Raw genomic sequence first — 26,258 nt, 5'->3', positions numbered from 1 at the left:
AATAATTTCTTTTATAAAATAACAAATATCAACCTTGCTAAAAAGCCCTCTATATGCAAAAATATGGTTTTGATATACTCGCTATGTTTTAAACTCATGATACAAAGTCCCATTAAAAACTCTACAACCCTATTAAAAAATAAAATACTTATAACTTTTATTTGCTACTTATGCTATTTTTACACTGCAAACGTTGTTTTGGTAACAGGTGCTGTAATGCAACCTTTATCAGAATACTTTGGTGATGCAAATATAGGATTTGCGTTCACATTTATTAATGTAGCTATGTGGTTTGCAATATTATTCATTGGTCTACTGATGAATAAGTTCTCAATTAAAAAACTTCTTATTGTGGCAGTTATAGTTGGTATTGCTTCTGCACTAATCACAAATATATCGCCTTCAATACTAACGTTAAAAATACTATTAACCTGTGTAGGTATTACTAGCGGGCTTTTTATGGCAATAGCAAGTTACCTAATTGTAAATATTTATAATCATCATAAAGTTAGAGCTATGAATGTCATTTTCACTGACTTTTTCTTTAGCTTTGGTGGGGCTCTAATTCCAATATTTTCTGCTTACCTAATTACGCAACATTTCCAGTGGTATACAATATATCTTATTTTACAAATTACTGCCGCTATCATCCTACTTTTAACTCTTTTAACAGATTTTTCTTTTGTTGCTAAAAATAAACAAGAAAGTTTAAAGCTCCATAAGCCAGGAGCTATGTTTAAAGAATGGAACTTCAGTTTATATTGCATTGCTTTTGGGGCTTTTTTATTTCTACTAGCTCAGCTAACTATGACTAGCTATGCCCAATCATATTTTCAAAATATACTAGGCTGGGGAGCTGTGGATGCTAACAAACCTCTTTCATATTTTTGGACTGCCCAATGTGTTGGATTATTTATAAGCCCTCTTGTGACAAGAATAATTCCTCTAAAATATATACTTCCAACCTTTATGTTAATTGGATTAATTGCTCTTTCTTGCATCTTATATGTTCCTGATATGAGCATTGTCTTGAAATCAGCAGTAGTATTTGGACTATTTAACTGCTATATTTATGCTGGTTTATTAGCATACGGTACATTCCAAATTGAACCAACACCTCCAACTTTAATTACTACTATACTTTTATTTGGAACTACAGGTACAGCTCTTTCAACAACAACAGGTGCTTTTATAAATAAATATTTTGGCTTGACTAGCATAATGCATGCCATCATGATCTTTTATATAGTCTCTTTTATTCTTGTTATACTTGCAGTTATTTTCTCAGAAGAAAAAGAGATCTAAATATATTAGTTTTTCTGATAAGGCATATAAATTATTTTTGCTATAAAGTCTAATTTTTTTCATGTATAGTTGTACAAAATTTATCAAATAACCCAACGTTAAAAATGAAAAAACATTTTACTCAACCAATGATTTGTGGTGTGCTTTTAGTGGCTGTTCTTGCTGGCATAGCATACTTCATTGCTAAGATCCCTGCCATTTCAGATTTAGGAATTAGTCCATTAATCATAGGTATTGTTCTTGGTATGGCTTTAACTCATACCCCTGCTAGCAAACTAATCCATCAGTGGAAAGATGGTGTAGTGTTCAGTGCTAAGAAAATACTTAGATTCGCTATAATTTTTTATGGTTTTAACTTAACATTCCAATTAATTGCTTCTGTAGGCTTAGCTGGCTTATCTGTATCTATAATTATGCTAGTTTCTACTTTATTAATTGGTATATTTTTAGGAACCAGGGTCTTTGGCTTAGATAGAGATAGCTCTATTTTAGTAGCATCTGGTAGTGCTGTATGTGGTGCAGCTGCCGTTCTTGCAACTGAAGGTACTCTAAAGTCTGAACCATACAAAGCTGCTATGGCTGTAGGCACTGTTGTATTATTTGGTACTACTGCGATGTTTTTATACCCAATCTTGATGAAAGCTGGTCTTCTTGGTCAAATGAGCGATGCTCAATATGGTATATTTGCTGGCGGCTCGATTCATGAAGTAGCACAAGTGGTTGCAGCTGGTAGTGGTGTAAGCGCACATGCTGAAGAAATTGCTGTAACAGTTAAGATGATTCGTGTAATGATGCTTGCTCCAATGCTAATTGTAATTGGTATTTGGTTAGCAAAATCTGCGGCATCTGCAACAGGAAAAGCAGGTACCTCTCCAGAAAAAGGCTCTATCAAGAAAATTATCCCATGGTTTGCTATAGGATTTATCGTAGTAGCAGGATTTAATTCATTAGATTTAGTGCCTGTAGAAGCAGTTAATCACATTAGAGTAGCTGACCAATTCTTATTAGCTATGGCTATGACAGCTCTTGGTTTAGAAACTCATGTATCTAAGTTTATTCAAGCAGGTATTAAACCTCTGCTGCTTGCATTAATTTTATTTGCATGGTTATTCTTTGGTGGCCTAGCTATTACCTATGGAATAACTAGCATAATCTAACCCTTATTTAGCTAAATCTATCCTATTTTGATACTAAATAAGGTATCATATACATAAATTCAAATGCTCATATTCAAAACATTAAAAAAATGAAGCCTATTCTAAATACTACTACAACGATCGCAAGAAAAGCAGGTAAACTAATACTACAAGCTCAAAATGATCTAGGATCAATTAAAGTCTCTAAAAAAGCGGACAATACTACTGTTACAAATGTCGACGTTGCGGTAGAAAATTTTATTATTGATAATATTAAAAAATCTGGATTCAATGACTATTTTATAACAGAAGAAGCTGGTCAGTTTGGTAATAAAGATAGCCGTTTCACTTGGATTATTGATCCTATTGATGGCACTAATAACTTTGTACACGGTTTACCACATTGCTGTATATCAATTGCAATAAAAAAAGATAATGATATCGTAGCTGGTGTTATTTATAATCCCTTCCTAGATCTAATGTTTAGTGCATATAAAGGAGAAGGAGCTCAACTAAATGGCCAAAGAATACGCGTATCACAAAAGACAGATCTAAAAGATAATCTAATTTCAGCATCTTTAAAATACTCTCGAAAAGTTTTCAACGATAGTTATGTTGCTGAACTTTTAATGTTACAAAAGACTATTTCTGGTTACAGATATTCAGGAAGTATTGCTATGGATATGGCATATCTTGCGGCTGGTTATTTGGATGGCTTATGGGCTTGTGGCGATGTAAAGATTTGGGATTTAGCTGCAGGATATATAATCATGAAAGAAGCTGGTGCTATTGTTACAGATATCCATGGCACTAATAATCTTGACTCTAGTCTAATTATTGCTGGTAACAAAAAGATTCAACCTAAACTTATTAAACTCTTAGCAAAGCATATTAAGTAATGAATACCAGAGCTCTAGCAGCTAAATCTATTTTAGATATTCTCGAAAAGAAATATTCTCTTCTAACCTTAGATTCTAAACTCTGTAAGCTTAATATTTCGGATCAAGATAAATCTTTTGTTAAACTATTATGTTATGAATTTTTTAGGAATTTTTATTCACTAAAAAAAATAATTGATAGCTTAATTTCCAAAAAAACAAAATTCAAAGCTAAAGTTTTAATAATGCTTGGTGCTTTACAAATTTTTGAGATAAACCAGCCTTTATATGCAAGTATTAATGAAACTGTTTCAGCTTGTAAAAGTCTAAAAATACTTTGGGCGAAAAAATTAGTAAATGGAGTACTTAGAGAAATTTCTAGAGATATCGATTTATTAACACAAAACTATAACAATTATAAAAAAATTGATATGCCTAACTGGCTTGTTGATATGCTAAAAAAACAATATCACGACAATTACTTTGATATTATAAAAGCTAGCAATTCAAAAGCTAATATGTTCATTCGTCTCAATGAATCTAAAGATACCAAAGTTGTTTTAGATTATTTTGAAAAAAACCAGATAGTCTATGCAGATACAGAATTAAAAAATTGTTTGAAACTTGACAAAGCCATTGATGTAAAGAGTAATAAACTATTTCAACAAGGTTACTTCACTATTCAGGATTTATCAGCTCAATATATGGGACACATTATAAAACCAAGTAATAATGATAAAATCCTAGATGCTTGTGCTGCCCCAGGTGGTAAAACAACTCAAGTTCTAGAGTTGGCTCCAAAAGCACAAATTACAGCTATTGATGTAATTGATAAAAGACTAGAACTACTTAAAGATAATGTAAATAGAATATCTCCGAATAAATCAATAGATATTTTAAAACATGATTTAACCGAAGCTTTTACTGGAAAGTTTGATAAAATTATTTTAGATGCTCCCTGTTCAGCTCTTGGTACAATTAAAAGAAACCCTGATATAAAAATTTTAAGAACAGTTAAAGATATTGAAGATATCCAAGCTTTGCAAAATAAAATACTACAAAACCTTTGGAATAATAACCTTGAAGGTAATGGTTACCTTTTATACATCACTTGCTCAATTTTAAAACAAGAGAATCAAGATCAAATTAAATCCTTTATTGAGAAAAATCAAAACGCTGAAATAGCTAAAATAGAGATCCTAAAAAAATATAAAATAGATATTGGATATCAAATCCCACCTTCTATAAATAAAGGTGACGGATTCTATTATTGTCTACTTAAAAAGGTGTCTTACCCTTAGCAGCTATTTTATCTGCTGCCTCAACTGGAGAAATTAAAAGCTTTAACTTATTAATTTCATAAGGGTTATCAAAGAATATATCCTCAATTTTATCTTCGACAACAAAACCTAGTGCAGTATAAAACGCTAGAGAATGCATATCAGAACTATAAACATATGTTGTATCAATTCCATGCTCTCTAAATAAGAATTCAATCATCTTCTCTCCTAAACCTTTACCGAATAATCTAGGATCAACAGGAGAAAATAAAAGATCTTTACCTTTTATACAAGCAAAACCAAAAACTTCTCCATCCACAGCTTGAACAAAATACTGAATTTCTGGGTCTACCAGATGCTTTTCTTCAAATATTTTTTCAAGTTTTTTAATCTCAGATGTTGTAAGAAAATGACACGTAGCAGATATACACTCTGACCATATAAATAACATTTTCTCAAAATCTTGCGGAGTCGCTTTTCTTATTTCCATTAGCACCCTTTCGTAAAATTATTTTAAACAAATATATTGAATCATAATTATACGTTAAAAAATATTAGTTTTCCAACAATTAAGAAATAAAGACCTTCTTTATAAACTTTTCGTCTAAAGATAGGTTATTTGGATGTGAACCTGATTTTCCTTGAGGCACTTTTAAACCATGTTTACCATAAAAATCTATCCAATACTGAGAAACTTCCAAATCATTTGGAGCTATATAGTTCAGTTTATGTTGTGCAAAATATTCACCATCACTTACTTGGTTAAAAGCCTCATGTATCAGCTCAGAACAGTAGAGCTTATTTTTAGTAAATGGTAAGAATAAATCATTATAGCCATAACCTAAAAACTCTTTAGCTTGTAATACAACTCTATCTAAAAAATCTTTTGTTTCATCGACTCTTCCAGTTAACATTTTATAATTAACATATTTAGACAAGCTATTTTGTATTACTCCGTGTGAAGATACAGCCTCGATAACTTCACCATCACCAATATATAAAGCACAATGATAATAGCTATAACCACCATAACCTACAGACAGTTCAGAGATATTTTTCTCAGTATTATCAACTATAAATATAATATCGCCTTTTCTAAGCATTATTTAACTCTAAATATAGGATCGGGAACGGATTGCCTTGATGATCTACTTCTGATCGAGACTTAACCACAAAGCCATACTTCTGATAAAAATTTAATGCTCTAGGATTTTGCTCATTTACCTCAACTTTTGTACATTTCTTATCTCTAATAGCATGAACAAGTAAATATTTACCAATTCCTTTGCCAAAATAGCTTGGAGCTATAAATAACATTTCTATATTATTATTTGCTGTACCGATAAATCCAAGTATTTCATTACCCTTTTCAAATACTTTTATATCAATATCACCTAAATAAAAAATTTCAGATCTTATTAGTTTCCTTAAGCTCAATATATCTTTTTCTGTTAAGAAATCATGCGTTGCTCGAACTGATGCTTCCCATACATCTATCATCTGGTCAAAGTCTTTTTCATAGGCTCCTCGAAGTATCATTTTATAATAGCTCCTTTAAATCTTCTTCTAAAATGACTTCTACACCTAGGTCTTGCGCCTTTGTAAGTTTACTACCAGCATTATCGCCACAAATTACTATATCTGTTTTTTTAGAAACGCTTGATGTAACTTTTGCTCCTAGTGATTTTAGAAGTTGTGTGAGCTCTGTACGGTTAAACTGATCAAAAGTTCCTGTAATAACTACAGTCTTATCTGTGAAACTGTCATGATGTGCTTGCTCAACTTTCTCAGGATTTTGAATTTCAATACCTACTGCTAAAAGATCTTCAACTATCTGAATATTTAAATCATCTTGCCAAAAAGAGACTATATTATTTGCCATAATCTCACCAATATCATTAATCTCAATAAGTTCCTCAAACTTGGCTTGTCGAAAACTATCTAAACTACCAAAATGATTTGCTAAAGCTTCTGATGAAACCTCTCCAATATCCTTAATACCAATAGAAAATATAAACCTAGCTAAACTCGGAGTTTTACTTTTAACTATTGAATCTAAAACATTCTGCGATGATTTAGCCCCCATTCTCTCAAGATTAATTAGCTGCTCAAAATTAAGCTTATAAATATCAGCTGGGTATTTAATTAAATTAGCTGCAACCAACTGCTCAATCAGTTTAGCTCCTAACTTATCAGTATCCATAGCCTTACGCGAGACAAAGTGCTTCAGTCGCTCAGTAGTTTGTGCCTGACAATGCCAACCTCCTGTACATCGGTATATAGCTTGGTCATTGATATTTTCAATAGGAGAGTCGCATACTGGACAGTTTGTTGGCATTTGGACTACTGGTAAATCTGTATTACGATACTGTTTTAAGCTTTTAACTACTTCTGGAATCACATCACCAGCTCTTCGTACAATCACTCTATCACCTATACGAATATCTTTTCGCATGATTTCATTAATATTATGCAATGTAGCATTTGAAACTATAACACCTCCAACTGCGATAGGCTTAAGTCTAGCAACAGGAGTGACTGCTCCTGTTCTACCAACTTGGAACTCAATATTTAAAACTTCTGACTCAACTTCTTCGGCTGGAAACTTATATGCTATAGCCCACTTAGGCCCTCTTGCTGTATAACCAATAGTATCTTGAAGCTTGATATTATTAACCTTAAAAACTAAGCCATCGATATCATAGGCTAAATCAGCACGATGGTGAGACATCTTGCTATGATATGCTTCAACATCATCAAACGTTTTTGCTAAAAACATATTATCACTAATTGTAAAGCCAAACTCTTTTAGTAAATTCATCAAATCAAACTGGGATTCTGGATAAACAAAATCTTGTGAAAAATAGCCAATACCATAGCTATATAATTTCAAAGGTCGCTTAGCTACAACCTTTGAATCTAGCATACGAATACTACCTGCTGCTGCATTACGAGGATTTGCAAAAGTTTTATTTTCATTAGTTTGCATATACTCATTTAGAGCAAGAAAACTTTTTTTATCTAAAATAATTTCCCCACGAACTTCTAGCTCTTGTGGTGGATTTTGAGTGTTTAGCTTGAGCGGAATATTACGTATAGTTTTAACATTTTCTGTAACCTTTTCACCTTGAATACCATCACCTCTTGTAACAGCATAATCTAACTCACCATTTTTATAAAAAATGCTAATTGCAAGACCATCCATCTTTGGTTCACATTCAAGTTCAATATCATATTCAATTTTATCGTAAAAATCTCTAAGTTCCTCTATGCTAAATACATTAGCTAATGAGGTCATTTTCTTTTTATGCTTGATAGTCTCAAAACCAGCTAAAACTTCTCCACCGACCCTATCCAACACTGAGTTTGCTGGTTTAAATTGTGGATTAGCATCTACCAAATCTTGAAGTTTTTTGAATAATAAATCATAATCCGAATCAGCTATTACTGGCTTATCTAAAGTATGGTATAGATAACTTTGCTCATTAAGATAGTCTGCTAATTTAGTTATCTCAACTTGTAAATCATTAAGTTCTAAAGCTGTATAATCTTTATTTAAAAAATGCTTTGGATTCATAGGTTTTGCTATTTATATAAATATCTTTTGATTGCTTGTGGATATTTTATACTATTGTGTGCGATATAGAAAAGCTGTTAGGATATTTGTTCCAACATATCATAGCATTTCTAAAAGTAGTACTTGAGCAACTAGCTTATAACAAGCTAGTTGTTAGATTGTGTGGTCAAGCACATTCGACTTCGCTCAGTGACCACCTGACACAATGACGCACTACTTTTATTTTACTTTAGTTATGCTGCTGAGTTAGTTTGACTAACCTAAACATTATACTCGCCAAAACCTAGCTTACCTTCTTTAAGGATAATTTTCTTCTGGAGCTTTTCAATATATGATAGCTCTCTTTGACTGATAATAAGCACGCTGTTACCTTTCTTACCCATACGTCCTGTTCTACCTGCTCTGTGCTGATAATCTTCGTATTTAGTAGGTATATCGTAATTTACTACAAAATCTACATTATCAATATCTAAACCTCTTGCAGCAACATCTGATGCTACCAGAACTTGAATTTCACCTTTTTTGAATTTCCTAATAGTATTTGCTCTATCAATCTTATTTTGCTCACCATGTAATGAACCAACATTTATTTTTGCAGCATTAAGCTTTTTGGTCACAAAATTAACATCATTGTTTTTATGTAAAAAAACTATAGTTTTAGCTGGTGTTACAGCCTTGATCAAGCTTCTTAGTGTTTCATTTTTACGATTACCTTCAGCAACTATATAACTGTGAACTATTGTCTCTTTTTCAGTAGAATTATCAAGAAGCTCAATATCATCTATAAAGTTACTAGCTACATCTAATGCATGGTTTTTGATAGTTGCTGAGCCAAGTATATATTGTAGATTATTAGCTTTTTCGATGATTTTACGAAGCGTTTTTAAGCTATCATCCTCTAGCATTCTATCAGCTTCATCAATTATGCAATATTTGAAGTGATTCGCTTTTAATTTTTTTATTTCTACTAACTCAAGTATTCTACCAACTGAGCCTACAACTATTTGCGGTTTTTTCTTTAGCTTTTCTTTTTGTCTTTCTATAGATACTTTACCTATCAAAGCTAACGATTTAACTCCAATACTAGAAAATGTCTCATTTATAAAATTGCTAATTTGTATAGCTAATTCATGTGTAGGTGTAAAAAATATCACTTGTGTTAAAGATTGCTTTTCTTGTAGGAGTTTCTCAATAATTGGTAACAAATAAGCTAAAGTTTTACCACTACCTGTTGGCGATTTTAACCATACATTTTTACCATTATAAATACTCTCAAAACTTAGTTTTTGGGCATTTGCTGGTGTTGTAATATTTTTATCTTCTAAAGATTGGATTATCTCTAAACTTATTTTAAAATCTTGAAATGTCATGAGTTATCTTATAAATTTGTATCTAATAGTATAATATCATAAAGACTCTAAGCTACGATAATAACCTAGCTATATTAGAGTTTCTTTGCAGATCTTTTTTTATAACTGTTTTGAAAATTTTCTGTGCAGATATAACATCTAATTTTGTTTTTGCTCTGGTTATTCCAGTATATAAAAGTTGTTTTGTTAAAGCCTCATTATCTTCTGGCGGTAAAATTATTGCTACTTCATCAAACTCCAAGCCTTGTGTTTTATGAATTGTCATAGCATAAACACTCTCATATTGTGGCAACATATTTAAGCTAAATGCTCGATCTTCTTTACCATCAAAATACGCTCTTAGAGCCCCTGTGTTATCTGGCCAAATAATCCCCACATCGCCATTAAACAATCCTAATGAATAACTATTTTGAGTTATCATTATAGGCTTACCTTTATAGATAGTATCTTTTGCTCTACCAAGTAACTGCTCAATTTTTTGATTTAATCTATCAGTACCTATTTCAAGGTTTTTATTGGCTACTAATACTCTAAATTTATTAAGTTGATGTAACGCTTCTTTATGGCTTTCTGATAATTGTAACTCTTTGTATTTATCTGCATAAACCTGCAGTTGTTTATCTAACCATTTAAAATCATAAAAACTGATATTTTCATTTTGGTGTTTGGCTATATCAACATCTCCTAATAAAACATCACTAGCAAGATTATTAATATTTTGTTGCGAACGATAATTTTTAATAAGCTTAGCTGTAAACTTAGAAATACTACCATCTATACTTGTTGTAAAGTTAGCTAATAAACTGCCTGCCTCTACAGAAGGAAGCTGGTTAACATCACCAAGTAGGATTAGCTTTGTATCTTCACCAACAGCTCTAATTAGCTTGATAAAAATATTAACATCCAACATCGATGCTTCATCAACAATTATCACATCAAAAGGTGCTTTTGTTTTCTCTCCATATTTAACAAATTTTGAGTTTGGTCTTAGCCCTAAGAATCTATGAATTGTTTGTGCTTCTAGGTTTTGTAAATAGTTATCCGACGAAGCATTATGGACTAGATCACTGAGCGGAGTCGAAGTGTAGTTCATAATCTCATTTTCCTGCATTATAGATTCCATGGTCAAGCCTGACGGAATGGTATTTGCTAAAGTTTTTCTCAAAGACTCTGTCATTCTCTGAGCTGCTTTGCCAGTTGGGGCTAGAAGAGCTATCTTTTGTTGCTTACACTCCATTATTTGCATAGCTAATAGAAGCTTAGCTACTGTAGTTGTTTTTCCCGTTCCAGGACCACCTGAAATAATGCTAAAATCATAACTTAAACTTTTAATAACAGCTTGCTTTTGCCAATCAATTTCATCACTTGACTCAAATAGTTCGTACACAATCTCTTCAATGCGTCTATTTTCTTTAATTTTTTCAACAGTCTTTAGCTTTATGAAATCCGCTATTTCTTTTTCATACATGCATAACTTTTTGATATATAAAGAATCGAAGTCTTTAGTAAAATAAATAGGTAAATTATCATAATTTAGTTGTGTTAATACACTTAATAGTTGCTTATGTTCTGGTAGTTTAAAACCTTCCTTTGGTTCATCATCTGCTATATCAGAAGCAAAAACAGTTGTATCAGCAACCTCTTTTAATCTTATACAGCTATGACCATGCCCATATTCTGACATTAACTTCATTAACAAATGTAACAATATATTTGCTGAAGTTTGTTCTATTTTATATCTCACTTTTATCTCTTCTAACACTTCTTTAGCAAAGAAAAAATCTACTGGTCTAATATCTAGACTTTGGCTAGCTTCTTTAAAAGTCTTATACATTTGCCTTACCTCCATCAAACAGCTTTGATAGCTTAGATATTATTTCTAGTGAAGGTCTTGCACTATATACACCAAAACCATTTTTCATACCTCGAAGATAGAAATAATAGACTCCTCCAAAGTGTTGTTCAAAGTCATAATCTGCTATATTTTGCTGAAGGTACTTATCTAGAGCAACACTATAAATAAGATACTGCAAATCATAAAAGCTACTTCGATTCTTCTCTTGCATTGATTGTTGATTATAGTTTTCTAATTTATCACCAAGATAGTTTGATTTGTAATCAGCTACATAGTATTTACCATCATACTCAAAGATTAAATCTATAAAGCCATGAAGCATACCAAAAACTTTCTGATTATCAAACTCACTATAATTAACTGGCAAATTACGATAATTTTCTAAAAAACTAATGATATTCGTCTTAAAAAGTTTCTTATTTGTGATAGGAAAATAAAACTCTGCTTCCTTTAATGTTTTTGTATTTGGAATATCTTTTAGACAGAAACTATTATCTAAACTACCGTTATCTAAAAACAAGTCTGTTTGTGGACATTTTTCAGTTCTACTCTGTGATATTTTTTTGATTGGGGCTTCTAAGCACTCTTCTAACCACCTTTTGATATTCTCAAAATCTTCTGCAGCAACTACTTTATATCTATCTATTTGCTCTTGCAAAAGAGTTTCTTCAATCGGACCTGTACTAAAATCTGTATGCTCTAGAGCATTATGCAAGATATTACCTAAATCTGCTCCTTTTGGTGCTGTAAACCTATACTCTAAACTCTGCTTTAATTCTTGCACATTCTCGTCTTCCGACTCATCATTTTCTTTTTCTAAAGCTATATTTTGAGATTTAGATTTTGAGATTTTTGAAAAAGATAGCATTTCCCAATTGTCGTTTTTTAGGGTTATGTTTTTTGATTTTAACTCGTCGTAGCACGGCACTTCAACTACGTGGTTGCTGAGCGGAGTCGAAGTACTCAGTGACCTTTGCTTGCTTGGTTTATGACAACTGCTAATATCTATAAACATACTCTGATTAACAGGATTCGCTGTAATTTTTTGAACTTTATCTAGCCAATCATCGTCTTTTTTATATTTCAAAAATTGAGCTAATGGAGAATTCTCACACCCTTTATATTTAGAACCCCCTATATAACATCTATGCTCGGCTCTAGTAACTGCTACATAAAGCAATCTCATTAATTCTTCAACAGTTTCTTTTTCAATTAAGTTTTTTGCTATATCACATTCTCCTATCTTATAAACTATTTGACCTAGTTTACTATCGTAGTACTTATTAATTTTTTGTGTTTGTATTTTTTTACTATTAAATGAGCTTGCAAAGGGAACAAAAACTACTGGATACTCAAGTCCTTTTGAGCCATGAATTGTGATAATTTTGATAAGGTTATCATCGCTTTCTAGCCTAAGCTCACCCTCTGCTGTTGCGGCAACTTTGATTTGCTGGCGATACCATTTGATAAGCTGGTTTGGATGTTTATATTTATTCTCTGCTACCTTTATAAGCTCTGCTAAATGCAAGATATTAGTAATCGTTCTCTCTTTTGATTCTCCTCTTTGAGTGAACCTATCATGCAAAACAGCCATTATAAAAGACATAAAACCATACTTTTGCCATTGTTTTCGTAATGATTTTGCCTTTTCTATCTCATTGTCCCATGCTGAGATGTCATTCTCATCTGTATACTCAATAAACTTCTCAGCTGTGCCACCAAGTAAGCTAGTTGATAAAGCTCTTTTAAGTAATGATTTATTCTCAAGTTCATTTATACCTTCCATGACTGTCAAAATCTCGCTAGCCTCTTGACTATGATAGACATTATCTCGTTGACTTAGATATACTGAACTAAGATTATTTTTTGCCAAGGCTTGCTGAACAGAAGTTGCCTGTGTACGATTCTCAACTAATATTGCTATATCATTCTCGGCAACTTTTCCTGAATTTAGAAGTCTGCTAATCTCATTTGCAGTCCAAGTTGATAGTTGAGTATCAATATCACCTTTTTTATCCTCTTCCTTAACAGCATAATAGAAATAATTGATAGGCTTGAGATTATCACCAAAATCTTTTATTTTTTCATCTGCTTTTGGAGATGCTTTAACAATTTGATAGCCAATACCCTCACTAAAAATATTATCACCAACTTTTGTTTCAGCTCCTGGGTTATAATCCTCTTTATAAAAAAGACGATTGTAGGCTTTTATCATCTGACTAGTTGAGCGCCAGTTAGTATCCATGCTCCATTGATTATCATTTGGACAACTAGCTTTAGCTTTTAGATATGTAAAGATATCTCCACCTCTAAAACCATAGATTGCTTGCTTCGGATCACCTATCATTAATAATAACAAATCATCTCTATTCATAGGATATACTGTATCTAATATCTCATACTGCTGTGCATCCGTATCTTGAAACTCATCAATCAGAGCAACGGGATATTGCTGTTGCAAGGTTTTAACTAAATCTGGAGATTTTTTGACACTTTGGCATAGTTTAGAAATCAGATCATCAAAATCTAATACTCCTTTTTGCTCTTTAGCTTTTGTAAAATCTTCACTGATTTTTAAACAAGATTGTTTGATGAATTGGGCTGCATCAAACTGTTTCTTATACTCATCTAAATCTTTGATTTTTAAATACTTATCTTTTAAATCTTTAATCTCTTCAAATACCTCAGCAATGTCCTCTCTACCACGATATCGATTACCATTAATAAAAGCAGAGACCTCTTTAGGTATTAAGCTAAATTGACTGTCGTTAAACCAACTTTCTATAACTTGCCACTCTATAATTCTTGCTTGCTCTTTGTCTATAGATGCTTTCTTCTTGTCTTTTGCTAATATCAAATTATCAAATATAAAAGATTTATTCACTTCTAAATTTACAAAAACCTGCTGTTTTTCTTTCGCTAATTTTTCTATTTCTTGCTCAAAAGTATCTGCCAATATCTCATAATTAGCTCTAACAACATTCCTTAACTTATCCAAAAACTTCTCTGGTGTATGTAGACTATATGCTTTTAAATATTCAAAATTAGTTTCACTTTTATTAATATTCTTCCTGAAAAAATCCTCTACAACCTTTTGTAAAATATCAGAAGTATCAACTTCCATAGAGACATCCATCTCCATACCTGAAGCAAAAGCTTGCTCACTCAAAACTTTTTTACAGAAGCCATGTATAGTAAAAATAGCTGCTTCATCTATTTCAAGTAGCGCTCTTTTTAGATGTTTGTAATTTTCTTTATTAGACTCTTTTTTTTCTTCGGTATAACTATTTAATACATCACGAATTTTTGCCTCTACTCTACCTATAATCTCTTGGGTCGCATCTTTGGTGAATGTCATTACAAGAATATTACTTGGTAATAATTTTTTCTCTAATAAAAGTCGAATATACAACTCTGTAATATTATAAGTCTTACCAGTACCTGCACTAGCCTCAATTATATGTCGACCTTGTAAAGATATTGTTTTTGCATCTAGATTTTTCATTCGTCAGTTCTTACCTTAAAAATCCTACTTATGAATATAAAAAATAAAGCTATCGCAGTACCACTAAATGTCTCTATCAAACGTAAACCTGTATTTACAAAAGGTGAATAAGTTGGTTGATATAAACCTAAGGCTACTATCACACCCGCATTAGCACTACTCATTTTCACAGCATTCTCAAGACCAATGCTTGCAGTAATAAATACACTAATAGCCACAGCAAAAATCATAACTAAATAATGATAACCAAAGGTAAGCGTAAAAATAAATGCTGTAACACCTCCAACTACAGAACCAACTAATATTTGAAAAGCAGCTAAATAAGAATCTTTAACACTTAATTGTAATATTGTTGAAACCGTAATCAAGCACCAAAATCCACCTATGATAGATTGACCTTTATGTATCCATCCTGACACATAAAATCCAAGCAAGAAACATAAACAAGCAGCTATAGCTATTTCAAAACTTATATAAATATTTTTGTATAATCCCAACGTATTATTTCTCACACAAACTCAGATATTTTATGATTTTTTACTTATGCTCTTATTAATTTCCCAAATAGCTTCTCAAGATATCACTAATCTTATCGCCATCAAATTGAGTTTTAAACTCTACATTTATTTCACTATTTGAAAATAATTGCTGCGCATGTCTAATTTTTTGCTCCTCATCTTTAAACAATGTTCTTTTTGCCTTGTTCTTTGTTTCAACAATTAAACTTAGACTTTTCTCACCGTATTTATCTTTAAAAATGTATGCGAAATCAGGCGAATATGTATCTCCTCCAGCTACTGGAATTTTGATTGAGTTCTTTGGAATTTTAGTAAATACAATTACTTCATCAATGTTCGTCATTATATTTTGTTTTTCTAGTTCAGAATCATAAAACATCTCATTGAATAAATATTCATCTGCTGTTTTATCATTACTAGAAACAACCCCTAAATCCATAGCAGATATTTCACTTAAACATGATCCCTTATCATCTGTGAATTTAGTAGGATGAATCGTGTTTGATACTTTATTATATCCAATTTCATACTTATCAATAGCATTATCTAACATGTACTTGCTAAACCCACTTTTTATTAATCTAATAGTTTGATTATTCATAAACTTTGTAATATCAATGCTATCTTTTAATTCTGCAAATACATAATGTAATGTTTTGATATTTACATTAATCGCTATAGCTAATTGTCGAATAAAATCTCTATATGACATTGTAGATATTTGTAAAGACTGCATATTTAAACTAGTAAACTCTTGAATAGAAGCCAAATCATTCTCAAAAACTAGTTTTTTATTTTTAGAGATAATTTCTTGAGTCTTGAATAAATAGCTATTTTCTTGAAAATATTTAAGTAGTATTTGCTTGAATTGCTCTTCACTCTCGATTTTGTATTCCAATATTACTTTTTGATTTATCTTTTCCCACAAATCTTTTAGCTCTTCATATTTACCTTGTCTAATAGTTGCTTTTGGTTTCTTATCATTGGCATTTTTAACTTTACCAGTTTTCAGTGTTTCTGAAAGGATTCTAGGGTATAGCTCTTTTAATCTAGCATATCCTCCATCTTTAAAGTCATTACTTCTTTTTATAACATTTTCATTATCTAAATGTTCTAATAGATCATCTTCGCTAATATCATATAGTTTGACAATCTCAGCTATCATCTCATCAGTTAGTTTTGTTGGATTATCGACAAATAGTGCCTGTGATTTTTGATTAATCTCGCCTACTAATTGTTCTGTAAAATCTTTTTCTGTGAAGTCTACATAATAATGTAACTCATAGTTTTTACCTTTCTCTCTAGCCATAAACTCATTAACAGGTATTCGCAAACCACGACCTACTTCTTGTAGTTTAGATGTAACACTTCCACTACTTCTTAGCTTACAGATTTGAAAAACATTAGGATTATCCCACCCCTCTCTCAAAGTCCATTTTGAAAATATAAATCTACGGGTATTATCAAGACTTAGAAGTTTTTCTTTATCATGTAATATTTCATTTACTTCCTTTTCAATCTTATCATCTTTATCAGTATTATCTTTCGAGAAATAACCACCATGAATCTGTGATATATCATCTAAAGATTTTTGTAAATAATTTCTATAAAACTCATTTGTTTCATTTTCTAATGTGGTTTTTATAATATATTGAGTAGCTAATTCTTCAAACTCTTGTTTTAATGATCCTGATATATTGTCGCCATCACGATATCCTGCTATATCATCTATAAAAAATAGCGTAAGAGGTTTGATTTTAACATCTTGAGTTAGATATTCTTTCTCTAATTCAAAATGTCTTTTGATTGCGTTTTCAATCATCCTAGATTGTAAGCTTTGGTGATAAGAGTATGGATTTATTTTGTCCCCTTTCTTTAGCTCCAAGCCATTTGATAATACAACCTTTGTTTTATTGAGATTCTCAATGTTTAAATCGTGCATAGCATTGTGAATCTTGCTTAGACTAGCACCTTTTATCAGTTTGTAACTGCTCTTTTTACCATTTACATTTAGCTCAAATGTAGCTTCTTTACCATCTGTATTTGTAAGTGTTACCCAAGCATTTTCTTTTTGGTTGAAATCTTCTATATGTGTTACAACACCTTTTACCAAATCTTGGTTAAAAGCATCTATTGCTGTGAGTGTATATATTAGATTTTCATATTTATCATCAAATGTTGCACCATATCTAAAAATATATTGAGAGTTAAATTTTTGAATATTTTTCCAAGTTTTTTTGTCTGTACCAAACTTATGGGGCTCATCTATTATTGTAAATGGTTTAGTAGATGAAATTGCAGTAAATGGACTAGAAAACTTATCAAATAAATTTATATCAAAATTTGTAGCCATCGTATCCGAATTTATCATTCCTGCATTAATTATAAGTACATGAATTTTTTTAGTATCTGTTCTAGCCTCGACAAACTCTCGTACAGCCTGTGGCATATAGCTCTTTTTACTTTTCTTTGAGCCTGACTGACTCTCCACAATATAGGTTTTTATATCACAGTTATAATCTTGTCTAAAATGCTCTTTAGTAGCCTTTGCTTTGAGAAAGTTTACAGTACCTGCTTTGATAGATAATGTTGGGACAATCACAATAAACTTACCTACACCTAGATTGTTGTGTAATTTAAACATCATCTTTGTGTATGTGTAGGTTTTACCAGTACCTGTTTCCATAGATATATCAAAGACATTACTATTCTTATTTCTTTTTGATGTATCAATATTATTTTTTTGTTGTATCTTATTTAGATTTGTATATAAAAGATTACCACCTAGCTCTACTATAGGGTTAGATACACTTGCTATAGTTTTATCTTTATTATCAGAAACAGATACTCCTGAAAATGTTTCTAAAACTGCATTAACAGCGTTTGTTTGGTGATCTAAGTCTTTTTCAAAGTTAAATCCAGACATCGATTAGTACCTCACAATCATATCTATTTCTATAGATTTTTTGTTTGTATAAGATGTGATAGCTTCTTTTATTTCTCTTTGATGTTTGCTATCAAAATTATATCCAAAGATAACTAACTTAGTAGGTTTGAAAGATTTATCACTATCAATTTTTTCAATAAATGCTTTTAGAGCACTTGTAGTGAAATCTCTATTCATGAAATAGATTTTATCCTCTACCATATATGCTGTGTAGTTATCTAATTTAACTTCAGTAAAATCAGCATTTAATAAAGCTCCATCATGTACTTTATATGTTGTTAGAACAGCTTGTATCTCATCATCTGATAAATCATTTTCTAATAACTCAAATTGATTATAGTTTTCAATACAATCATTTAAACCATCTATAAGAGGTCTTGTTTCAAATACTTTGAAACCAAAATCTTGGTTTTTGATGTTTTCTAGTTTCTGCTCTAATTCAGCTAACTTTTCTTCACTAGGTTTCTTTTTAGAGTTTTCGGCATCAAATTCTTCTTTTGTATCTTTTTGAATTTTGTTAGCTGCTCTTATAAGCCTCTCTTGTGTAATTGATGAAATGACTGGTTTAAGATTATTTTCTATACAGAATTCATAAGCAGGTTTAGTTTCTTCAATAGTTTCATCTAATTGCACACAGATATATTTTCGTTTACCACCATCTTCTGCATTTAGTTGCATAACTGCATCGCCAGTTGTACCACTACCAGCAAAGAAGTCTAGGATTACATCATTTCTAGTCATGGCTATATTGATGCATTTACTTATCAAATCAGTAGATTTTGGAAAACTAAAAGGAACTTGATTTCCTGATAACTTAAAAATATCACCCAATCTCTCTTTACCATTTTCATGATTTATTGCTTTATCTAACCATATTGATTTTTCTTTTGTGAATGCTCCTCCTTCTGGGATATAATCTTTCCTAAACACTCTCCATATTCCTGTTGAAGCTAGATTTGCAACTAAGTCATTTACTTCAGCTTCAAATTTTTTGATACTCCATGTCCAACATCCGTCTTCCCCCTTAGAATTAATGGGCATAGCACATTCGTAAAATAAGTTAGATTTAGTTAAAGAAACTTCGTTATTTATTGGATTAATATAAATTGGGTAATATAAATTTGGACGATTAGATCTATTAAACTCAGGATTCCTATTTCTTAATTCTAGCAGCCTATACTTGCCTTTATTATCACTATACTTATATTCATTTAAAGCTTTATCTGTTTTAGGGATACCAAATATACTGCTAGAAATATCTACATTGAGAGCATAACATAAAATATATTCAAAAGTTTTAGCTACAAACTTATCTAATGATCTACCTCTAGGATTTGTCTGTGCTACAAACTTAGCAACAAAATTTGCTTCACCAAAAATCTCATCACATAGGATTCTAAGTTGTGCAACCTCATTATCATCTATAGAGATAAATATCACACCATCTTCTTTGAGTAGCTCTCTAGCTATATAAAGTCTAGGATACATAAATGTAAGCCAAGCACTATGACTATTTGATTTACTTTGAGTAAACTCTAAAATTCTACTAGCTTCATCTATAGAAATACCTGCTAGATCACTTAATTGCTCTTTTGTAAATTTCCTATCATCTTGGTATACAAAACCATCTCCACCAGTGTTATATGGAGGGTCTATATATATCATTTTTATAGACTCACTATAAGCATTTTTCAAATGTTTTAAAACTTCTAAATTATCCCCTTTGATAAGCATATTTTGAGAGTTTTTATTTTCATCTTTGTTATTATGCTCTCTATCTTCTGTGATAAGTGTAAGAGGAGTTTCATTTGCTAAAAGTCTTGCATAGGACTTGCCTAACCATGTGATTCCATAAGATTCCTTTGATATATCAGTGCCACTAGATTTGATGATATTATTTAGTTTTTCAGGTAGAAAGTTACCATTCTTATCAAAGCACTCAGGAAAGTTCTTTTTTAAAATTTCTAGCTGTTTACTATTAGATGTAATATTTGTATTATCATTTAGTTTTTCTATTTTCATCGTTTATATCTTCTTTGAACCACTTTCAATATTTTAACTTATTTTATTAATTGTTTAGAGGTTTATTATCTTTATTCAACATCTCAAAAAACTCTCTATAAACATCCTCGCCCTCAAACTCACTGACAGCTGGAGGTTTATTATAAAAAAGATTAAAGTACTCGTTCTTATCCAATGACTTGAAATTATTTTCATCTGAAATAACCTTATCCCAAGCTCCTTGAATTTGCCTAGCTGTTTTCTTGCCTTTTTTACCATCTGCAAATAAAGCTTCAGCCAAAGATAAATAAACAAGTTTAGGTTCACTAACTATTTCTATTGCCTGACAAACATAATGCTCTAGTTTCTCTTTTGCATTAGAATACCCAACTTGCGGTATTTCAAAAGTCTCTTGTTTATATGTCCCATCAGTTTTTTTATCTAAATAATGATACATCGCCGTGATATCTTTTTGCTCTTCGCATGCAACCAGTAATGCTACCAAATACAGCTCAAACTTATGCTTGATCCTAAAAGATGAAGTTGTATATAACATTATTTGGTTATCTCTTATGTAGCAGTCTGCCTCAAGTTCAAGCCCCAGTATTTCTTTTTGGAAGTATTTACTCTCATAACTAGGTAAATTCATTGCACCTAGTAGCTTTTGTATATTCTCAATCTCTGAATCTATACCGTCATCAGTAAGTACTGACTCTGGCAATTTAGCACTTAATTTTGCAGTTTTTCTTGTTTTACTTATATCCCCACCATCTTTTAGAACATCAAACAATTCTTGTTTTAAACTATGTTTCTCAAGGTTATCTATATCAAAAGGCTCACTATCTTCTAGTTCCTCAATATTATCTTCTAGGTACAGCTCTAAGCTATAATTTGCATAAGCTTTAATAGGATCATCAAATATTTTGATGAGCTTTGAGATAGATAGTTGTCGTGGTTGTTTACAATTTGTACTTAAATCAGATCTATTTACGATCGGCACTTCGACTCCGCTCAGCGACCTACAAGAGTCATAAAACTTCTGCGAATCAGCCTGCAATAACTTCAACCAAGCTTCATCATAACTTCTATAATTATCTGAATAACATTTAGGACTAAAGGCATGTAATGGATACTCTTTTATATCGTTATCCTGCCAACCATAATTAGCTTTCAAATAATTAATCAATTCTTGAAGTATCAAACTAGGTTGCTGCTCTGTATTTGTCTTAATACTTCTACCAATATAACTAATATATAAATACTCTCGAGCTGACAAAATTGCTTCTAAAAACAAATACCTATCATCATCTCTCCTAGTTCTATCACCTTTTTCTCGTCCTAACCTTGTCATAATATCAAAACTAATAGCGTTTTCTTGACGAGGGAATTTACCATTATTTAACCCAAGCATTGCAACTACCTTAAAAGGCACATTTCTCATTGGAGTCATTGAACAAAATGTAACCTTACCATTTAAAAAGTGGTTATTAATAATTGGCTCTGATAACTGACTAATCAGACAATATCTAATCGTATATAAATCAACTTTTATATCATCAACAATCTCTTTTGCATCAATCACAGTTTTAGCGATTATATCTTTAATTTTTTTGGCTATATATTGCTCTTCATTTGTAACATCGAATACATTCTCAAACATTTCTAAGAGATAAACTTGCCACTCATTAAAACTTCTTGATACTTGAAGCTCTTGTGAATATTCTGCTAGTAACTCCAGCAGTTCATACAAGCCACCAAGTTCGGCAACTTCACTTCCCTCAATGACAGGTACAGTCATAAATTCATCATTTACAATTTCATTCTCATCACTATAACTAAAGCCTAACATTAACCGCTTAAGCCCCCAGCTCCATGAGAAAGTTTTACCATCATTACTATGATGAATACATGACTCTTTTAACCAATAATGGATAGTTTCTAATTGCTCATCTGATATATTAAACTTCTGCTGAATTGCAGGCACCGATAAATAATCTAAAATCTTATTAACCTCAAAATTACTCTCTGGTAACTGCAACAAATCTATAAAACTCGCAGCTAAAGGTTCTGAGTCCAAGAGAGTTCTATCCGCTATAGAGCAAGGTAACTTTTTATCATCTGCAAATCTTGAGAAAACACTATCAATATATGGCGAGTAATCCTCAATATTTGGACACATTACTAAGATATCTCTAGGCTTAATATCAGGGTTCTCTTTTACCATGTCTAGAAGCTTATCATGCAATACTTGAACTTCACGAAGTGGACTATGGCAAGAGTTAATACTTATACTTAAATCTTTTTGGCTAGAGTGATTTTGAGTGTTTAGCTCGAGTAAATTTCTCTGTAGACTAACAAGCTGACACTGATTAGATTTCTCAAGTTTTTTAAAACTTAAATCTTCAAATATCTCTAACTCTTGCTTTTCTTGATTTTCTAACAATCGATTAAAAAATTCTTTCCCTTGCTGACCTAAATTTGCTAAAAGAGGCTGCTGTTCATAATCTTCACTATCCAACCATAATGAAACTTTATCTCTATGAAAATCATACCAATATTCACTACATGGATTTATATACAGAATATGAATATTAATATATTCAGCAAGCCTAAACACAAAGTCTAAATTCTTTGGAGAAACTGTATTAATACCAAAAAGATAGATATTTTCTGGAATATTAAGCTTTTGTATATTTGCTTTACTAAACATAGCTATTGCTTGTTCTTGAACTTTATATGGTGTATCTGGAACATCCTCCACAAGCTTTTGCCATAAAGTCATTTGCCAGCTTTCATCTTCTTCTGGCTTATTTTGATTGATACATTCGCCCTTCTCCCAGCCTTTTAAGCATTCGGTACGATAGGATAAATATTTTGAAAATGTTTCAGCAATTTTTATAGATAGTTGGTACTTCTTTAGATCACTGTCTTTATAGTATTCTTCAAGTTTAGAAATGCTTACAGAGTCTAAACTCTTAAAAATTCGCCATGTTAAGACATCTTTTGTATAGGCTTTTTTATGCTCTTGTTTACTCGTCAGTTCATAACAAATATCCAGAATATAGCCATTAATCATATCGTATTTAAGATTCATCGCAATACTACGACTCTCGGCTAACTGCATACTCAACCAATGTTGCATACCACGACTCCCAACTATCAATTGAGTCGGAGTAAATAAATTCTTTTTTTCAACATCTAAAAGCTTAGATAAAACTTGAACAAGATACTCAAGCTTATTTGATGGGTAAGTGTATAAAGCCATGTTTATTTAATATAAATATGTATAGATACTATTTTAGCAAAGTAATATTATAAAATTTAATGTTTATATAAGCTTTTAAAATAGAAATAATACTAATTAATAACTAATGCTTTCTGCCTAACACTAACATTAGTCTCTGAATCTGTTGCTGAAAACTGTTTTAGATTATAATCGATGCTCGTAGCACTACCTGTAGTTCCCCCTCCTTGATTACCCTCAGTAGTTGAATTACCGACTCCTAAACCACTATTACCTTCACTAGTTATATCTTGTTGAGAAAAGCTAAAACTACCAATGCTTGAGTCCTCAAAACTATTTGAAAGCATATACTCACTTACTCTTTGGTTTAACTCATTTGATAATCTAGATTTCTTTGTTAACAATGTAGATTTTGTCAGACTTCCTGATAATACATAAAAAAATACAAAGCTTACAAAAATTAATACTCCAACAGCAATTAATACCTCTATTAGACTAGCTGCTTTTATTAATTTTAAGAGCTTCATATATAACTCAAAATAATTACTAGTAATATAAACTCTAGCATAAAAGGTAAATAAATACTAATAAAGAGGTATAGGTATAATACAGACTTTGTAAAATATATTTGAATAATGGTGCCCGGGGCCGGACTCGAACCGGCACGAGAGTTAAGTCTCGAGGGATTTTAAGTCCCTTGTGTCTACCAATTTCACCACCCGGGCAGTTAGTGGAGGCTGAGGCCGGAATCGAACCGGCGTCCAAGGCTTTGCAGGCCTCTGCATAACCATTTTGCTACTCAGCCATACAAACCTAAGAGTATGGAGCGGGAAACGAGGCTCGAACTCGCGACCCCAACCTTGGCAAGGTTGTGCTCTACCACTGAGCTATTCCCGCTTTATGAGAGTATATATTACCTTATTTTAAAGCGTTGTCAATAGTCAGATACGCTTTAATTTATCAGAATTACTTTTTTTAGTAAATTTAGATTTCCCAACTAACCATTCACATCAAAATTAATATCAAACACCCTTTGCAAATCATCTAATAACTTGATATCTGGCTTCTTACTTAAATCCACTCTTCCACCTTTCATAGGGTTATGGTTTTGAAGTGTTTTCGCATCATCTAATATCATATTTAGTAAAGCAGTTTCATTCACTGGTTTCTTCGCTTTTACATCCACAGCTATATTCTTAGGATTTTGTAAAAACATAGCCAATGATGATAATGTTTTCTGTAAGAATCTATCATTTTGTTGTACAGCAAAAAGTTGTAATAATGCCCCATAAGATCCTAGTATTTGCTGTGGCGTAGTATTTGGATCTTGATTAGTATATCTTGCAGCTTTTTCAAGTAAGCCATTATTTGCAAATTTAAAATTAATATCAGTCAAACATAACTGATCTTTACAGTCATATAAATCAGTTTGCTGCTGTGCTCCAACACCCAGATAAGGAAGTAATTTCAATTTACCATCTACTTGTGCATTACTACTTACATTAAAGCTAGCTAAACCATACACTAAAATATTTAAATCCGTAGTGTAATCTGAACCTGTAAAATCACGATCAGAAGTTGCTGTTATATGCAACTTATCTTTTCCTAACGCTGACAAGATTTTTTGAGCAGGAGAATCTTTTGGAAAATCTTCTTTATCAAATTCAAGTTCAATTTTTGAGTCAGCTGTATTTTGCTCTACATAAGCATTTTTTAAAACATTCTTTGAACCATAGATAACATCTTTAACGCTAGCATTTTCTAAATCAATACCTGCCATAGAAATATTATATTTCAAATAACTTTGAGAACCTAGCTTGGCATCTAAATCTAATACAAACTTACCTGGTTGCTTGCCAAAATTACCTTTTAAATCCACATCAGGTGTCTGCTTATAGCCTTTACCAAAATATTGAGTTGTAATTTCTTTTAAGACCTCTGAAAAATTTGCGTCAAACTCAAACTCTTTAATCTTTGAATCTAGGGCTTTTCTTTCAAGATTAGCAAGAAAATCACCATTTACTTCTGTTCCTGATAAAGCAGTATCCGTTAATTCAAAATCTTCTGATATGAACGGCTTCTTATTAACTGTAGAATCAAGCTCAAATTTCAACTTACTATTACTATAGTCATATTTAAACTGGAAGTTATATAGCCCTTGACCAAGAGTATTCATTACAGCAGCAAAAAAACCTTTGTTATTTGCTAATTCTTTTGGATCCATTTTTGCGCTAACAACATTGCTATTTGCAACAGATGAAGCAAGATTTGTAACACTTAAACCTTCAACATTTATACTAAAGTCATCACTTACACTCTCATTTACTTTTAACCCATCAAGAGTTAGTTTGTTAATGGATATATTAGGATTCTTCGTACCGCCACTCATTATTAGAATATCAGAGGCAACAATATTGCCGTTACTATCTTGATTAATCTTACCTACTGATATCTGTGTTTGATAAGGAAATAGAGAGTCTAAATTAGAGATAATCAAATTTTTGACATCGTATTTTTCTTGACTAGTTAGTTGGTGTATAGGAGCTGTTGTACCAGCAGCATACAAGTTTGTCGTAGCTAATGTAGCTGTACAAACAGATGTTAATAACAGTATTTTTTTTAATTTCATCTTACTACCCTTT

At 31.5% G+C, this 26,258-nt stretch carries 17 protein-coding genes and 3 tRNA genes; 4 read left to right on the top strand and 16 right to left on the bottom strand.

From position 1 onward, the window contains the following. Positions 1–96: 96 nt before the first annotated feature. The 4 genes from tsgA (at position 97) to rsmB (ending at position 4,620) form a co-directional block, all read left to right on the top strand. Positions 97–1,305, top strand: a complete 1,209-nt coding sequence (gene tsgA / locus QI37_RS08875; protein WP_081947003.1) for an MFS transporter TsgA — start codon at positions 97–99, stop codon at positions 1,303–1,305. A gap of 104 nt (positions 1,306–1,409) precedes the next feature. Further along, on the top strand, positions 1,410–2,462 hold the full coding sequence (locus tag QI37_RS08870; RefSeq protein ID WP_040010444.1) for a YeiH family protein: 1,053 nt from the start codon (positions 1,410–1,412) through the stop codon (positions 2,460–2,462). 89 nt (positions 2,463–2,551) lie between these two features. Beyond that, positions 2,552–3,340, top strand: a complete 789-nt coding sequence (locus tag QI37_RS08865; protein WP_040010443.1) for an inositol monophosphatase family protein — start codon at positions 2,552–2,554, stop codon at positions 3,338–3,340. Further along, entirely contained in the window at positions 3,340–4,620 is a 1,281-nt protein-coding gene (rsmB, locus tag QI37_RS08860; RefSeq protein ID WP_040010442.1) for a 16S rRNA (cytosine(967)-C(5))-methyltransferase RsmB, read from the top strand. The genes QI37_RS08865 and rsmB overlap by 1 nt, the downstream gene beginning before the upstream one ends. Here rsmB and QI37_RS08855 read toward each other — a convergent pair. From QI37_RS08855 to QI37_RS08780, 16 genes are all read right to left on the bottom strand, one after another. Continuing rightward, positions 4,598–5,089, bottom strand: a complete 492-nt coding sequence (locus QI37_RS08855; protein WP_040010441.1) for a GNAT family N-acetyltransferase — start codon at positions 5,087–5,089, stop codon at positions 4,598–4,600. The genes rsmB and QI37_RS08855 overlap by 23 nt on opposite strands. Positions 5,090–5,168: 79 nt before the next feature. Continuing rightward, positions 5,169–5,702 (bottom strand): YiiX/YebB-like N1pC/P60 family cysteine hydrolase, encoded by a 534-nt coding sequence (locus QI37_RS08850; RefSeq protein WP_040010440.1) that lies wholly within the window; start codon positions 5,700–5,702, stop codon positions 5,169–5,171. Next, positions 5,695–6,138, bottom strand: a complete 444-nt coding sequence (locus tag QI37_RS08845; protein WP_040010439.1) for a GNAT family N-acetyltransferase — start codon at positions 6,136–6,138, stop codon at positions 5,695–5,697. The genes QI37_RS08850 and QI37_RS08845 overlap by 8 nt, the downstream gene beginning before the upstream one ends. Before the next feature lies 1 nt (position 6,139). Then, positions 6,140–8,176 (bottom strand): NAD-dependent DNA ligase LigA, encoded by a 2,037-nt coding sequence (gene ligA / locus QI37_RS08840; RefSeq protein WP_040010438.1) that lies wholly within the window; start codon positions 8,174–8,176, stop codon positions 6,140–6,142. A 260-nt stretch (positions 8,177–8,436) separates the two neighbouring features. Beyond that, positions 8,437–9,546, bottom strand: a complete 1,110-nt coding sequence (locus tag QI37_RS08835; RefSeq protein ID WP_052399179.1) for a DEAD/DEAH box helicase — start codon at positions 9,544–9,546, stop codon at positions 8,437–8,439. A 52-nt stretch (positions 9,547–9,598) separates the two neighbouring features. After that, positions 9,599–11,380, bottom strand: coding sequence for an exodeoxyribonuclease V subunit alpha (recD, locus tag QI37_RS08830; RefSeq protein ID WP_040010437.1), 1,782 nt, complete (start codon positions 11,378–11,380; stop codon positions 9,599–9,601). Further along, complete coding sequence (gene recB, locus QI37_RS08825; protein ID WP_040010436.1) at positions 11,373–14,906, bottom strand: exodeoxyribonuclease V subunit beta; 3,534 nt, start codon at positions 14,904–14,906, stop codon at positions 11,373–11,375. Before recB ends, recD begins: the two co-directional genes overlap by 8 nt. Further along, entirely contained in the window at positions 14,903–15,418 is a 516-nt protein-coding gene (locus tag QI37_RS08820) for an FUSC family protein (RefSeq protein ID WP_040010435.1), read from the bottom strand. Before QI37_RS08820 ends, recB begins: the two co-directional genes overlap by 4 nt. A gap of 40 nt (positions 15,419–15,458) precedes the next feature. Further along, positions 15,459–18,350 (bottom strand): type III restriction-modification system endonuclease, encoded by a 2,892-nt coding sequence (locus QI37_RS08815; RefSeq protein WP_040010434.1) that lies wholly within the window; start codon positions 18,348–18,350, stop codon positions 15,459–15,461. Between the two features lie 3 nt (positions 18,351–18,353). Continuing rightward, entirely contained in the window at positions 18,354–20,393 is a 2,040-nt protein-coding gene (locus tag QI37_RS08810; protein WP_040010433.1) for a site-specific DNA-methyltransferase, read from the bottom strand. Positions 20,394–20,439: 46 nt separating this feature from the next. Next, a complete protein-coding gene (recC, locus tag QI37_RS08805) occupies positions 20,440–23,637 on the bottom strand; it encodes an exodeoxyribonuclease V subunit gamma (protein WP_040010432.1) in 3,198 nt (1,065 codons plus the stop codon). 92 nt (positions 23,638–23,729) lie between these two features. After that, entirely contained in the window at positions 23,730–24,143 is a 414-nt protein-coding gene (locus QI37_RS10005; protein ID WP_052399178.1) for a Vir family protein, read from the bottom strand. Between the two features lie 109 nt (positions 24,144–24,252). Next, positions 24,253–24,341, bottom strand: a tRNA-Leu gene (locus QI37_RS08795). A gap of 6 nt (positions 24,342–24,347) precedes the next feature. Continuing rightward, positions 24,348–24,421 (bottom strand) — tRNA-Cys (locus QI37_RS08790). 17 nt (positions 24,422–24,438) lie between these two features. Continuing rightward, positions 24,439–24,513: transfer RNA gene (locus QI37_RS08785), tRNA-Gly, on the bottom strand. Between the two features lie 100 nt (positions 24,514–24,613). Next, positions 24,614–26,245, bottom strand: coding sequence for an aq_1923 C-terminal domain (locus QI37_RS08780; RefSeq protein WP_040010431.1), 1,632 nt, complete (start codon positions 26,243–26,245; stop codon positions 24,614–24,616). Between the last annotated feature and the right edge of the window lie 13 nt (positions 26,246–26,258).

The organism is Candidatus Francisella endociliophora (assembly GCF_000764555.1).
Taxonomy (GTDB): domain Bacteria; phylum Pseudomonadota; class Gammaproteobacteria; order Francisellales; family Francisellaceae; genus Francisella; species Francisella endociliophora.
The sequence above is the reverse complement of the archived record's forward strand: the minus strand, read 5'-3'. Positions and strand labels throughout refer to the sequence as shown.

Bases quoted from the DNA above. Each gene is read 5' to 3' on its own strand.
- ligA (WP_040010438.1), bottom strand. From the start codon at position 8,176: ATGAATCCAAAGCATTTTTTAAATAAAGATTATACAGCTTTAGAACTT.
- tsgA (WP_081947003.1), top strand. From the start codon at position 97: ATGATACAAAGTCCCATTAAAAACTCTACAACCCTATTAAAAAATAAA.
- recD (WP_040010437.1), bottom strand. From the start codon at position 11,380: ATGTATAAGACTTTTAAAGAAGCTAGCCAAAGTCTAGATATTAGACCA.
- QI37_RS08780 (WP_040010431.1), bottom strand. From the start codon at position 26,245: ATGAAATTAAAAAAAATACTGTTATTAACATCTGTTTGTACAGCTACA.
- QI37_RS08855 (WP_040010441.1), bottom strand. From the start codon at position 5,089: ATGGAAATAAGAAAAGCGACTCCGCAAGATTTTGAGAAAATGTTATTT.
- QI37_RS08850 (WP_040010440.1), bottom strand. From the start codon at position 5,702: ATGCTTAGAAAAGGCGATATTATATTTATAGTTGATAATACTGAGAAA.
- QI37_RS08810 (WP_040010433.1), bottom strand. From the start codon at position 20,393: ATGAAAATAGAAAAACTAAATGATAATACAAATATTACATCTAATAGT.
- rsmB (WP_040010442.1), top strand. From the start codon at position 3,340: ATGAATACCAGAGCTCTAGCAGCTAAATCTATTTTAGATATTCTCGAA.
- QI37_RS08815 (WP_040010434.1), bottom strand. From the start codon at position 18,350: ATGTCTGGATTTAACTTTGAAAAAGACTTAGATCACCAAACAAACGCT.
- recB (WP_040010436.1), bottom strand. From the start codon at position 14,906: ATGAAAAATCTAGATGCAAAAACAATATCTTTACAAGGTCGACATATA.
- QI37_RS10005 (WP_052399178.1), bottom strand. From the start codon at position 24,143: ATGAAGCTCTTAAAATTAATAAAAGCAGCTAGTCTAATAGAGGTATTA.
- QI37_RS08835 (WP_052399179.1), bottom strand. From the start codon at position 9,546: ATGACATTTCAAGATTTTAAAATAAGTTTAGAGATAATCCAATCTTTA.
- QI37_RS08870 (WP_040010444.1), top strand. From the start codon at position 1,410: ATGAAAAAACATTTTACTCAACCAATGATTTGTGGTGTGCTTTTAGTG.
- QI37_RS08845 (WP_040010439.1), bottom strand. From the start codon at position 6,138: ATGATACTTCGAGGAGCCTATGAAAAAGACTTTGACCAGATGATAGAT.
- recC (WP_040010432.1), bottom strand. From the start codon at position 23,637: ATGGCTTTATACACTTACCCATCAAATAAGCTTGAGTATCTTGTTCAA.
- QI37_RS08865 (WP_040010443.1), top strand. From the start codon at position 2,552: ATGAAGCCTATTCTAAATACTACTACAACGATCGCAAGAAAAGCAGGT.